The organism is Mesorhizobium sp. M8A.F.Ca.ET.207.01.1.1, from assembly GCF_004794715.1.
Taxonomy (GTDB): Bacteria; Pseudomonadota; Alphaproteobacteria; order Rhizobiales; family Rhizobiaceae; genus Mesorhizobium.
This window is the reverse complement of sequence record NZ_SRUS01000008.1, coordinates 142227-155013: the sequence shown is the minus strand read 5'-3', so window position 1 is coordinate 155013 and position 12787 is coordinate 142227. Positions and strand designations below refer to the sequence as shown.

At 64.0% G+C, this 12787-nt stretch carries 10 protein-coding genes and 1 pseudogene; 5 read left to right on the top strand and 6 right to left on the bottom strand.

Annotation, left to right across the window (positions count from 1 at the left end; genetic code table 11):
* The first annotated feature begins 334 nt into the window (after positions 1 to 334).
* The 3 genes from EN850_RS23555 to EN850_RS23545 all read left to right on the top strand — a co-directional run bounded on the left by EN850_RS23555 (position 335) and on the right by EN850_RS23545 (position 5376).
* On the top strand, positions 335 to 2257 hold the full coding sequence (locus EN850_RS23555) for a sigma-54-dependent Fis family transcriptional regulator (RefSeq protein ID WP_127278512.1): 1923 nt from the start codon (positions 335 to 337) through the stop codon (positions 2255 to 2257).
* Positions 2258 to 2470: 213 nt separating this feature from the next.
* A complete protein-coding gene (locus tag EN850_RS23550; RefSeq protein ID WP_136092438.1) occupies positions 2471 to 3541 on the top strand; it encodes a 2,3-butanediol dehydrogenase in 1071 nt (356 codons plus the stop codon).
* Between the two features lie 26 nt (positions 3542 to 3567).
* Positions 3568 to 5376, top strand: coding sequence for an NAD(P)/FAD-dependent oxidoreductase (locus EN850_RS23545; RefSeq protein ID WP_135866503.1), 1809 nt, complete (start codon positions 3568 to 3570; stop codon positions 5374 to 5376).
* Between the two features lie 218 nt (positions 5377 to 5594).
* Here the strand turns inward: EN850_RS23545 and EN850_RS23540 are convergent, their stop codons facing one another.
* Both EN850_RS23540 and EN850_RS23535 read right to left on the bottom strand, forming a co-directional pair.
* Positions 5595 to 6179 (bottom strand): HD domain-containing protein, encoded by a 585-nt coding sequence (locus EN850_RS23540; RefSeq protein WP_127278514.1) that lies wholly within the window; start codon positions 6177 to 6179, stop codon positions 5595 to 5597.
* A complete protein-coding gene (locus tag EN850_RS23535; protein WP_136092367.1) occupies positions 6176 to 7327 on the bottom strand; it encodes a gamma-butyrobetaine dioxygenase in 1152 nt (383 codons plus the stop codon). Before EN850_RS23535 ends, EN850_RS23540 begins: the two co-directional genes overlap by 4 nt.
* Positions 7328 to 7446: 119 nt before the next feature.
* Here EN850_RS23535 and EN850_RS23530 point away from each other — a divergent pair, with 119 nt between their 5' ends.
* A complete protein-coding gene (locus EN850_RS23530) occupies positions 7447 to 8334 on the top strand; it encodes a LysR family transcriptional regulator (RefSeq protein WP_135866497.1) in 888 nt (295 codons plus the stop codon).
* An 8-nt stretch (positions 8335 to 8342) separates the two neighbouring features.
* Here EN850_RS23530 and EN850_RS23525 read toward each other — a convergent pair.
* From EN850_RS23525 to EN850_RS23515, 3 genes and pseudogenes are all read right to left on the bottom strand, one after another.
* A pseudogene (locus tag EN850_RS23525) lies at positions 8343 to 8872 on the bottom strand (GNAT family N-acetyltransferase).
* A 42-nt stretch (positions 8873 to 8914) separates the two neighbouring features.
* Positions 8915 to 9223 carry a hypothetical protein gene (locus tag EN850_RS23520; protein ID WP_136092366.1) on the bottom strand — a complete coding sequence of 103 codons (309 nt, stop codon included), beginning with the start codon at positions 9221 to 9223 and terminating at the stop codon, positions 8915 to 8917.
* A 4-nt stretch (positions 9224 to 9227) separates the two neighbouring features.
* On the bottom strand, positions 9228 to 9791 hold the full coding sequence (locus EN850_RS23515; protein WP_135881868.1) for an XRE family transcriptional regulator: 564 nt from the start codon (positions 9789 to 9791) through the stop codon (positions 9228 to 9230).
* Between the two features lie 153 nt (positions 9792 to 9944).
* Between EN850_RS23515 and EN850_RS23510 the strand changes: the two genes are divergently transcribed.
* Positions 9945 to 11774 carry an ATP-binding protein gene (locus EN850_RS23510; RefSeq protein WP_127280695.1) on the top strand — a complete coding sequence of 610 codons (1830 nt, stop codon included), beginning with the start codon at positions 9945 to 9947 and terminating at the stop codon, positions 11772 to 11774.
* A 209-nt stretch (positions 11775 to 11983) separates the two neighbouring features.
* Here EN850_RS23510 and EN850_RS23505 read toward each other — a convergent pair whose 3' ends face one another.
* Positions 11984 to 12778: a GGDEF domain-containing protein gene (locus EN850_RS23505; protein WP_127871635.1), complete on the bottom strand. Its 795-nt coding sequence runs from the start codon at positions 12776 to 12778 to the stop codon at positions 11984 to 11986.
* Positions 12779 to 12787 lie beyond the last annotated feature (9 nt).

The following is a 12787-nucleotide window of genomic DNA, read 5'->3' as shown; positions in this document are numbered from 1 at the left end:
CATTTGGGCGTTTGCTGGTCGTTTAGTCGTGTTTCAGGCAATAAAAAAGGCCCCCGAGGGAGCCTGTGTGGTGCGCATGGGAGGTTTTCGCCCGGCGGTTACACCGCCTTGCCCACGCGCCTTCCTACGAGAATGAGTGCCGTTTTCATGGTGGCGGACCATAAAGGCGAACTCGCGGGGTCGTCAATGGGGTACGGCACGAATTCACTCAGCCGTGAGATCGGCTCCGCCACGCGATAACGCGGTAAAGCCACGCGCTACCATAGTACAGTTGAGCCCATGCGGCCGGCGCACCACTATGCCAGGCTAGGACGTTGCCTTGGGAGGAGGACGCGTGGCTGGTGAACGGGAGCATATCCGGGAGATAGAGCAGGTCCTGTCCGGCAGGACATCGGCGCGCGACGATGTCGTGGTCAAGTCCTGGCTGCGCTGTGTCGACACCCACCGGCTCGACCCCGCCCGGCCGACGGAAGCCTATATCGTCCCCGATACCCAGTTGCGCGAACATCGCGAACAGTCCGAGCGGCTGATCGCGATCGCCCGCAGCGGCCTGGAAACGCTCTTCAAGCAGGTGGCGGGCCAGAACTATGTGCTGCTGCTGGCAAATGCCAAGGGCGTCACCGTCGACTTCCTCGGCGATCCCCTGTTCATGGACCAGTTGCGAACGGCAGGGCTTTATCTCGGCTCCGAATGGTCGGAAAGCCGCACTGGAACCTGCGGTGTCGGCTCCTGCATCGTCACCGGCGAGGCGATGACGATCCACCAGACCGATCATTTCGACACGACCCACACGCCGCTCTCCTGCACCGCCGCGCCGATCTTCGACACCAATGGCGAGCTCGCCGCCGTGCTCGACATTTCCCTGCTGCGCTCCCCGCAACCGAAAATCAGCCAGAATCTGGCGTTGCATTTGGTGACGGCTTCCGCGCGGCGCATCGAGCTCGCCAATCTGATGGCACAGATGCACTCCGAATGGGTGCTGCGGTTTTCCCGTTCGCCGGAATTCCTGGACGTCGACCCCGAGGCAGCCATCGCCCTCGATGCCTCGGGCCGCATCCTTGGCACGACGCGTGGCGGAGCGCTGCTTCTGGCGCAGGCCGGAGGCGTCGACTGGCGGCACTCGCCCTCCCCCATCGGCCAGTCTATCTCGCGCTATCTCGATGTCAGCGTCGACGATCTGCCGAGCCTGACACGCGGCCGCCCGACCGAGGAGCGGCTGGTGTTCGGCCGCAGCGGCAGCGCGCTGTTCGCGCACGCCATCGAACCGCAGCCGACGACCGGACGTCGCGCGCCGGCCGAGGCGGTGCCGAAGCCGATCGGCGACCTTTCCGGCGGCGATACGGCGATGGCCGCCACGCAACTGCGTGCCGCCAAGCTGGCGCGCACGACCATTCCCATCCTGATCCATGGCGAGACCGGCTCCGGCAAGGAGTATCTCGCCCGCGCGATCCACGATTGTGCGCAGCGGCCCGGCCCGTTTGTCGCCATCAACTGCGCGGCGATTCCCGAGCATCTGATCGAGAGCGAGCTCTTTGGCCATGTCGCCGGTGCTTTTACCGGAGCCGCCGCCAGGGGGCGCAAGGGACTGATCGAGGGTGCGAACGGCGGCACGCTGTTCCTCGACGAGATCGGCGACATGCCCTACTCCCTGCAATCGCGGCTGCTGCGCGTGATCGCCGAACGCGAACTGGTCCCGGTTGGCGCCATCGAGCCGCGACAGGTCGACATCAAGATCATTTCGGCCTCGCACCATGACCTGCGCAAGCTGGTCGAAGAGGGACGTTTCCGCGAGGATCTGTTATACCGGCTGAACGCGGCCTCGCTGACCTTGCCGGCGCTGCGCGAACGCACCGATTTCGAATGGTTGCTGGACCGGCTAGTGGATCAGCGCGCCCACCTCGCCGGCCGGACGGCGAGGCTCTCGCCCGCGGCGCGTCTGGCACTGATCCGTCACCGCTGGCCCGGCAACATCCGCGAACTCGCAAACGCCATCGATCTGGCGGTGACGCTTTGCGAGGGCGGGATGATCGAGCCCACCGACCTGCCCGACTTCGCATTGCCATACCTGACGCCGCTTGCTTCGCCCGCCAGGCTGGTCGCCCTGCGTGCTCCGTCGCCCGAGGACGAGCGTGCGGCCCTGCTGGACGCTCTCGTGGCCGCGGGCTGGAACATCTCCGAAGCCGCGCGACGTCTGGGTGTCGACCGCACGACGGTGCATCGCCGCATGAAACGGCTGCGGCTGGACGCGCCCAATTAGTGTTGCGTCGGCTGTGGCGCGCCATGGCGCGCGCAACACCGCCGCAACAGCCTGTGACAGCAGAAACCGCTAGATGATGCTGATTTTATTACGATTTCCGACTCAGCAGCATGGTTGGCATGCTGCTTGCTCCCTGTTCCAGGTACCCACATGGAACTTGGAGGAGAAGCCATGACACAGAACGCGGTCAATCTCGCGGCCACGGCGAGGAGCATGCAGGCCCTGCGCTTTCATGCAGCCAGGGATTTGCGCATCGAGGACATTCCCAGGCCGGCAAAGCCGGGGCCGGGACAGGTTGTTCTCCGCAACAGGTTTGTCGGAATCTGCGGCACTGACCTCCATGAATACAGTTACGGGCCGATCTTCATACCGACGCAGCCGCATCCGTTCACCGGCGCCAGCGGTGTGCAGGTGCTTGGACATGAATTCGGCGGCGTGATCGAGGCCGTCGGCGATGGCGTGACGTCGGTCTCGGTCGGCGACCGCGTGGCCGTGCAGCCGCTGATCATGCCGCGCTCGGGAGACTATTATGCCGCGCGCGGCCTGTACCATCTGTCCGACAAGCTTGCCCTGGCGGGTTTGAGCTGGATCGGCGGCGGCATGGCGGAAGCTGCCTTGCTCAACGACTACAATGTCGAGCGCATTCCAGACGAAATGTCCGATGAGGAAGCTGCATTGGTCGAGCCGACCGCGGTCGCAGTCTATGCCTGCGACCGTGGTGGGGTAAGCGCCGGGAGCTCGGTGCTGATCACCGGCGCCGGACCGATCGGCATTCTGACGATGCTGGCCGCGCGCGCCGCGGGCGCGACGCAACTGTTCATCTCGGACCTGAACGACACCAGGCTGGAGATGGCGCGTTCGATCCTGCCTGGCGTGGTGACGCTCAATCCGAAGCGGGACAAAGTGGATGAGGCAGTGCGCGCCGCGAGCGAAGGCGGCGTCGGTTGCGATATCGCCATCGAATGCGTCGGCAACGAGCATGCGCTGAAGGCCTGCCTCGCGGCTGTGCGCAAGCAAGGTGTCGTGGTGCAAACCGGCCTGCATCCGCACGAGAACCCGCTCGACTGGTTCCAGGTCACATTCAAGGACGTCGATATCCGCGGCTCCTGGGCCTATCCAACGCATCTATGGCCGCGTGTCATCCGCCTCATCAGTTCGGGACAGTTGCCTGCCTCCAAGGTGGTCACCAGGCGCATACGTCTTGCGGAGGCGGTGTCCGACGGTTTCGAAGCTCTGCTCGATCCAGCCGGGACCCAACTGAAAATCCTGATCGACCTGTCCTGATCAATTTGACAACCGGAGGAGAAAACATGCTCGAGAGAACCCCCACCACGAAGGCGCAGGCGCTGCTCGACAAGTTCGGCAAGGCGCTTGCGGACGGCGACATCGACGCCGCCGTCAACTGTTTCCAGGCGGATTGCTACTGGCGCGACCTTGTCACCTTTACCTGGAACCTGAAGACGATGGAGGGCCAGGACCAGGTTCGCGACATGCTGACGGCAACCTTGGCTGAAACCGGACCGAGCGACTGGAAGGTTGCGGAAGGCGAGGAAGCGAGCGAGGCAGACGGCGTCACCACTGCCTGGATCACCTTCGAGACGAGGGCGGCGCGCGGCTTCGGCCTGGTGCGCTTCAAGGGCGACTTCATCTGGACCTTGCTCACCACCATGGCTGAACTGAAGGGACACGAGGAGAAGTCCGGCTTCACTCGACCGCTCGGTGCCAAGCATGGTCACGGCAAGGACAGGAAATCCTGGCGCGAGGAGCGTGACGACGAGATCGCCGAACTCGGCCGCAGCAGACAGCCCTATGTCGTGATCATCGGCGGCGGTCAGGGCGGCATTGCGCTGGGGGCACGTCTGCGCCAGCTCGGCGTGTCGGCCATCATCATCGAAAAGAACGAACGCCCGGGCGATTCCTGGCGCAAGCGCTACAAGTCGCTCTGCCTGCACGATCCGGTCTGGTACGACCATCTGCCCTATATCGACTTCCCCAAGAATTGGCCGGTCTTCGCGCCGAAGGACAAGATCGGCGACTGGCTCGAGATGTACACCAAGGTGATGGAGCTGAATTACTGGTCCTCCACGTCGGCGAAATCCGCGAAATACGACGAGAAGGCCAAGGAGTGGACTGTCGTGGTCGAACGCGACGGCGAAGAGATCGTCCTCAAGCCCAAGCAATTGGTGCTGGCCACCGGCATGTCCGGCAAGGCGAACTGGCCGAAATACAAGGGCCAGGACATCTTCAAGGGCGAGCAGCAGCATTCCTCGACCCATCCCGGCCCGGACAAATACCGCGGCAAGAAGGTCGTGGTCATCGGCTCCAACAACTCCGCCCACGACATCTGCGCCGCTCTGTGGGAGGGTGGCGCGGACGTCACCATGGTGCAGCGTTCCTCCACGCACATCGTCAAGTCCGACACGCTGATGGATATCGGGTTGGGCTCGCTCTATTCGGAGCAGGCGGTCGAGAACGGCATGACGACACGCAAGGCCGACCTGATCTTCGCCTCCCTGCCCTACCGCATCCTGCACGAATTCCAGATCCCGCTTTACCAGCAGATGAAGGAACGCGACGCCAAGTTCTACGCGGACCTGGAAAAGGCCGGCTTCCTGCTCGACTGGGGCGATGACGGCTCGGGCCTCTTCATGAAATACCTGCGCCGCGGTTCGGGATACTACATCGATGTCGGCGCCTGCGACCTCGTCATCGACGGTTCGATCAAGCTCAAGAGCGGACCAGGCGCCGCGGTGGAAGAGTTGACGCGAACCGGTGTCAAATTCGCCGATGGAACCGAATTGCCCGCAGATCTCGTAATCTATGCCACCGGCTACGGCTCGATGAACGGCTGGGCGGCGGACCTCATCTCTCAGGAGGTGGCGGACAAGGTCGGCAAGGTCTGGGGCCTTGGCTCCGACACCGCCAAGGACCCCGGCCCCTGGGAAGGCGAGCAGCGCAACATGTGGAAGCCGACCCAGCAAGAGGCGCTGTGGTTCCATGGTGGCAACCTCCATCAGTCGCGCCACTATTCGCAATATCTGGCGCTGCAGCTGAAAGCCCGGCAGGTTGGCTTGCCGACCCCGGTCTACGGGCTCCAGGAGGTCCATCACAAGGGCTAGTCGGCTTCCCTCGCATCAAGGCGGGACTGCCCGGCTTCGGGGACTTCGACCGGCGGCGGCGCGCCCGCCGGTCTCGCCGCTTGGGGTGGTCGGCGATGGCGTGAAAACGCCCTCGCCGGCCAAACGCTCGCGGCAGGTCTCCATCCGGTATGCGGCCACCGCGTTTTCGCCGTCGAAGCGGAAACACATGGGCTGTCTCTTCCCCGTGATTGGTTGCGTCAGGGCCGATTGGCGAAGTCGTGCACGACGCGCTGCAGCAACGGCACATAGTCGCGAAACGCCCGCGTCCGCATATTGGCGACCTTGCCGCCCTCGTCCCAGATGCGAACCCGCACCGCTTCCTCATGGAACGGGTTCTCGCGGAACTCGGCGACCTCCTCGGCACTCATCGGTCCGCCCTGTAGCGACAGCGTATGAACCGAAGCCGGCGACAGCCTGGAGAAATAGGTCGGGTCCGTGGCGCAGAGATAGCGCTTGGCGGCGACGTGCAGCCGGACGCATTCGACGATGACCGGTGGGAAGAACGGCGCCAGCACCTCGCCGCCGGCCTCGTCATGGTGCTTGTCCTCGACATCGTCGGGCGAATAGGTGCCGAACTCGCTGGTGTAGTGGCCGATATCGTGCAGCAGCGCGGCCGCCACCAGCACCTCGGGCGCTCCATCCTGCTCCGCCAACCAAGCACCCTGCAGCATGTGCTCGGACATCGTAACCGGCTCGCCGAGATAGGATTCGGCGCCCCGGCGCTCGAAAATGTCGGCGATGAACTCGACGATGGTGTCCGCGTTCAGATCCTGGCCGCTCATTCCGCGGCCTCCTTGAAGCCGTGTTCAATCGCCGCGAGCGTCGACAACAGGCCGTCCTTGTCCGCATAGCATCCCTGCAGCCAGCGCTTGCCGGTGCCGGAGAACGCCTTGCGGGCATGCATGACGCGGGTGTTGTCGACGATGAAGGCCTGGCCGGGCTCAAGCTTGAAGGTCACTTCGAAGGATGGATCCTCGATCAGTTCGGCGAAGCGGCGGTAGGCGCCATAGTAGCGATCCATGTCGGCGAACGGCACATCGACGGTCGGCGCCAGCGAGCGGTTGTTGAAGCGGATGCAGATCAGTTCGCCGTCGGGGCCAAGCTCGATCATCGGCCGTTTGGACTGCAGCCGCACGCCCGATGACCCTGCATATTCGAACCGCGCCGCATGGGAGCTCAACAGCCGAAAACCTTCGGGGTTTTCCGCCTGCAGGGCTGCGGCGACGGCAAAACCGTCGACGACGCTCGATTCGCCGCCCTCCACCGTGTTCTCGATGCAGGACAGGATCTGCAGTGTCGGCACCGGATCGCGATAGGGATTGTCGGTATGCGCCTGCAGGCCCAGATTGGTGTAGGCGAGATTGTTCGGATTGACCTCGGCGCGCACTTCGAACCAGCGCCCGTAATTGGTCTCCCTGACGTAGCCGAACAGGTCGGACACCTTGCACAGCGCCCCGGATTCGGCCGGCAGCCCATTCATCACCGCAAAGCCATAAGTCCTCACCGCCGAAAGCCATTCGCGCAGCACGCTGCGGTCATGGAAGGCCGCCTTGTAGCTGGCGCGCGGCACGCAGTTCTGCATCGTCGCCTTGGTCCAGCGCTGGATGACATCGCCTGTCCAACCGGGCTGGCGTGTCTCGTCGCGATCATAGGCGTTTGCACGCAGCCATTGGGCGGGAAAGCTGACCGTCTTTCCCTCCGGTTCGAAGCTGATCTCCAGCGCCCCGGCCTTGATGGAAGCGGCGCCAATTCTCGTGCCAGCGGGAATGTCGAGGATGGTGACGAGCCGCTGGCCGTTGCCGGCGCTGCGCGTCTTGTCGTCGAGCGCATTGTCGCGCAGCCAGATGGCGTGAAAGCGGGTGCGCCTCCCGCCTGCCCAGCCAAGTTCGATTGTTCTGCCTTCGTCGCCAACCAGCGCGTGGGTAAGCATTGAGATCCATCCTGTCCGCTACGCCCCACGGTCCGATCCGCAGGGTTTCGATTGCATGTTGATCGCGCCATAGGCATAATTCAAATTATCATTTTTTGGCCAATGACCCCGATTGACTAATGGCACGACGAACCATCCCCGCCTTGCCTCCGCTCGACTGGCTGCGCAGTTTCGAAGCCGCGGCGCGGCTGTCGAATTTCACGGCGGCAGCGGCCGAACTCGGCCTGACACAGGCGGCGGTCAGCCAGCACATCCGGCTGCTCGAGGAACGGCTGAAGACGCGGCTGTTCTCGCGGCTGGCGCGTGGGGTCGCGCTGTCGCCGGAGGGTGCCGCCTACCTGCCCCACATCCAGTCGGCCTTCGCAACCATTGCCAGCAGCACCACGGAATTGTTCGAACCACGCGCCGTCCGGACCGTCTCTATCCGGGTGCCGATCTCGTTTGCCTTGCTGGCGCTGGTGCCGGCGCTGCCCGATCTCGCCGAGGCGCTGCCGCGCGTCCAGCTCGATCTGGTGACGATCCATCGGCCGACCGACTACGATCTGCCGGGCTCGGCGCTCGACATCCGTTTCGGCAACGGATCCTTTCCCGGACGCGAGGCCGAGAGGCTGACCGCCGAGCGGCTTGTGCCGGTGGCAAGTCCGGCGCTCGCCAGTGCCGCCGACTGGACATCCCTGCCGCTGCTTCTGGTGGCCGGCGCGCGCGAGATGTGGTCGGAATGGTTCGCGGCGGCCGGATTGGCCGGCCATCCCCAGCGGTCGCACCGCTTCGACAGTTTCGTCGCCGCCATGGAGGCGGCGAGCGCCGGCGCCGGCGTGCTGCTGGGGTCGCGACCGCTTGTCGACGCGGCGCTCGACAGCAGGACGCTGGTCCCGCTCTCCGATTTTGAACTCTCCAGCACGTCAGGGCATTTTCTGACCAGGCCGTCGACCGCGCAACTGACAAGTGCCGAGCAGGATTTCCGGCACTGGCTGATAAAGCGCCTTGCCGGCGGGGCCCGGACCTGACTGGCGCGCTACCGCGAAGCTATGCCGATACGCTTCCAGTAGATCAGCGTGCCCGTCAGCCCGCCATGCGGTTTCAGCGCATAGTCAGGAATTTCGCCGGTGAGGATGAAGCCGAGCTTTTCGTAGAGGCCCGAAGCCCCCTCCTCCGCCGCCGTGTCCAGAACCAGCAGCGTGCGTCCCTTCTCCGCCGCGAGACGTTCGGCGGCCCGCATCAGGCGTGTCCCCACACCCCGGCCCGGTATTCGACTGATGTCATCAGCTTGGCGATCTCGGCCCGATGCGGCTGGTTGGGTGGGCAGTCGAGCAGCAAGGTGACCGTCCCGACCAGAGCACTGCCGTCCCAGGCCCCGAGCACCATTCTTTCTCCTCGTGCCGCCGCGGCCAGCGACGTCTCCCAGAATGCCCTTGCCGCTTCCGCCGCCAGCGGATGCATGAAGCTGACAGATCCGCCGGCGGCAACCGTTTCGACCAGCAGATCGGTCAGCATTGCAAGAGTTTCCCGGCTGGCGGTCAACGGCCCGATTTCGATGGTATTCATCTGGTCCTCTGGAAACGATTGCCGGGGTCGATGGCGCCGGCGTCAGTCGAGATGGCGCGCCCGCCGGCGCTTGCGCGCGGCCTTGATGGCGCTGATGCGTTCGGTGTCTTCTTCACTGAGATGTCGCCCGCGCTCCAGGATTTCGAGCGTGTATTCCTCATAGGTCAGGCCCAGCCGCACAGCCTTGTCCATGCGCATCAGCATGACGTCGCGGCTTGGCGCCTTCCACGCCTTGGCGTGCGCCGCCTGCCAGGCCAGGAAGATGTAAGGGTCGCCCTTGCCCCATGGCGGCCCCTTGTACTCGTCAAGAGGCGGCCCCCCATTGTGGGAGCGCGTTGGCCGTCTTGCCATGACGTCAGCCCCTGACCAGAGCGACGAGATAGTCGGCGCCCGGCTCCAGGGCATGGAAGGTGCAATCCGACGGCGCCCCGAGCGCCAGGCAGTCGCCCGGTTCGAGCCTGTGCACCTGATCGCCTTCGGTGAATTCGAGTTTTCCTGAGATCAGCCAGATCTGCTGCTTGATGAAGGCGTAGGAAGCCGCGGGCAAGCTGACCTTCGCGCCCGCCGGCAGATGGACCTTGATCAGCTCGAGCGGCATCTCGCAGGCCGGCGACAGATGCCGCCTGACATAGCCTGTATCGGGGTCGCGCCATACCGGCTGGTCGGCCGCGCGCAGCAGTCCCCCGCTCTGCAGTTCCGCGCGCGCGATGAGGGTCGACAGCGTCATGCCGAAGGCCGCCGCAATGCGCACCAGAAGTGCGGCCGTCGGGCTGGTCATGCCGCGCTCGATCGTGCTCAGCATCGCCTTGGAAACGCCGGACCGTTCGGCGAGTTCGGCCAGCGACCAGTCCCGCATGATCCTCTCGGCGTGGATCCTCTTGCCGATGGTCGAGGAAATATCGTTCGCTATATCATCCATTCGTCCATTATAGCGAAACAACAAGACAGGTGAAGAGCCATCTCGCGATAATTTTCACCGGGTCCTTAATCCTCTCTACACCATCCGACCTCATCCGACCTTAACCCCGTTCCTGTAGGCTCCGTCTCCAGGGAAATGGGGATTGGCCTGTCCATGTATGTCGAACGCGAAGCTTCCGTCGGAGAACCGACATCGCAGGAGCGCCGCAACGCAGAGCAGAACGACCGGCGCATCCTCGGCAACGTCGTGCAATGCGACGGCGCGCGCGCCACCATCAGCGCCTATGCCGACGATGTCGACGGCGCGATCACCGGCCTGTGGACGGTCGGCAAGATGATCTCCATCAATCTGGGCACGACGCGCACCGTTGGCCTGGTCTATGCGATCGGCAAGTCGGATCGGGCCTGGAGCAATGAAGGCCAGAACGCCATCGAGGTCAGCATCGAACTGATCGGCGAAGTGCGCGACGGCGCCGAACCCGGCGCCAAGCCGATCTTCGACCGCGGCATCACCAGCTATCCGCATATCGGCGCCGTCGCGCACCGTATCCGCACCCGCGACCTGCAGGCCGTCTATGACCTGGCCGGCCGCCATTCCATCACCATCGGCTCGCTGGCGCAGGACGAGGCCATCGCCGCCAACATCGCCATCGATGATACGCTTGCGCGCCATTTCGCCATTGTCGGCACGACCGGCGTCGGCAAGTCGACCGCCGTGTCGCTGCTGCTGCGCAAGTCGATCGCGGCGCGACCCGACCTGCGGATCCTGATCCTCGATCCGCACAACGAGTTCGCCGCCTCGCTGCCCGAATATTGCGTCCGGGTCGATTCCAAGACGCTCGACCTGCCGTTCTGGATGTTCACGCTGGAGGAATTCGCCGAAGTGCTGTTTCGTGGACGCGAAACGGTGCCGGAAGAGATCGACGCCCTTCGCGACCTCGTTCCGCTGGCCAAGAACCTCTACCGCAACCCCAATTCAGGCGCCTACCTCAGGCGCGGCAACGATGCGCTGACCGCCGATACGCCGGTGCCTTACCGCATCGCCGACCTGCTCAAGCAGATCGACGAGCGCATGGGCATGCTCGAAAGCAAGAACGATCGCCCGACGCTCAAATCGCTGAAGACGCGCATCGAATCCGCGGCTGCCGATCCGCGCTACCGCTTCATGTTCAATTCGCGCCTGATCGAGGACACCATACACGAGACGATCGGCAACATCTTCCGCGTGCCGCATCACGGCCGCCCGGTAACCTGCTTCGAGATGGCCGGAATGCCCTCCGAAGTGGTCAATTCCGTCTGCTCCGTGCTGGCGCGCCTGGCCTTCGACCTCGCTTTGTGGAGCGAAGGCAAGCTGCAGCTCCTGTTCTTGTGCGAGGAAGCGCATCGCTATATGCCGGCCGATTCGCGTCTCGGCTTCGCGCCGACAAGGCATGCGCTGTCGCGCATCGCCAAGGAAGGCCGCAAATATGGCTGCTATCTCGGCGTCGTCACCCAGCGCCCGGGCGAGCTGGACCCGACCATCCTGTCGCAATGCTCGACCTTCTTCGCCATGCGGCTTGCCAACGAGCAGGACCAGGCGATCATCCGCTCGGCAATCGCCGACTCGTCCGCCTCGACGCTCGCCTTCCTGTCTTCCATGGGGCAGCGCGAGGCGATCGCCTTCGGCGAAGGCGTGGCGACGACCATGCGGCTGAAATTCGAAAGACTGCCCGCTCACCTGCTGCCTGGCACGGCCAAGCACGAGGAAGAAGTGACGAAAGCCGGCGAGGTCGACCTGGTGGCGATCGTGGAGCGGCTGCGCAACGTGCCGAAGCCACAGAGCCAGGCGATACCATTCGCCGAGGTGGTCGATTCCGGCCGCCAGGCCGGCGATCCCGACTACCGCAAACCGCCGGCGACGGCGCGCGTGCAGTCGGACGAAGATTTCGACACACGCTACGGCCTCAAACCCGCGACCTTCGGCCTGCGCCCACAGAACGATTGAACCTAACAGGTCTCTGATCTCATCGGCATTCACGCTTGGCCAAATCCCGAAAGGGAATTCGTCAGGCCGAATTGAATGACGTGGCTTTCGAGAAGCCGGAGCGGAGCGGACATTCAGTCCGTGAGCTCAGTTCTACTGCGACGCAGTAGAACGGGGAAGTCGAGAAAGCCGCATCAGGCAACCGGCCTCATGAATTCTTCTTCGGGATTTTAGGCGCAGACGCGATTGCGGCCTTGCCTCTTCGCTTCGTAGAGCTGGCGGTCGGCGCGGCGATAGAACTCTTCGGCGGTTTCCTTGCGGTCCCATACGGCGAGGCCGACGCTGGTCGTGATCTTGAGCCGGACATTGTTGCCGGAGAGGATCGACATGTTGGCGATCGCCTTGCGGATGCGCTCGGCGAATTTGGCCAGAAGGTCCGCCTCCATGTTGGGCGTGACCACGGCGAATTCCTCACCACCCAGGCGCGCCACCACGTCGTGATAGCGGGTCATGTCCTTGAGGCATCTGGCGACAGCCTTGAGCACCTCGTCGCCGACATCGTGGCCGTGGCTGTCGTTGACCTGCTTGAAATGGTCGAGATCGAGGATCATCAGCCCGACCGGTTTTTCGATGCGCCGGAACTCCTCGAGATATTCGTTCAGCGCGTCGTCGAAATAACGTCGGTTCTGCATGCCGGTCAGGCCGTCTGTCAGGGCGGCGTGCTCGAGCGTTTCGGAGCGGGCGCTGAGCGAAACCGTCATGGCGCGCAGCTTGCCTTCTTCCGTCGCCTGTTTGCGGATCAGCGGGTAGATGAAGAAGATGCCGAAAAACAGCGCGGTCGCAAGCAGCACGCCCGTCGCGAACAACAGCTTGTTGAGGTAGATGACCTTGTCCAGGCCCGATTGCGTATGGAGTTCCGTGGCGAAGGATTGCAAGAGCCCATAGGCGTGCAGCGTCACCAGGCCAGCGGCCAGGATCACGAAGATAAAGACGAAAAAAGCGGATTCCGCCTTATGGAAACGCATCTGCTCCCC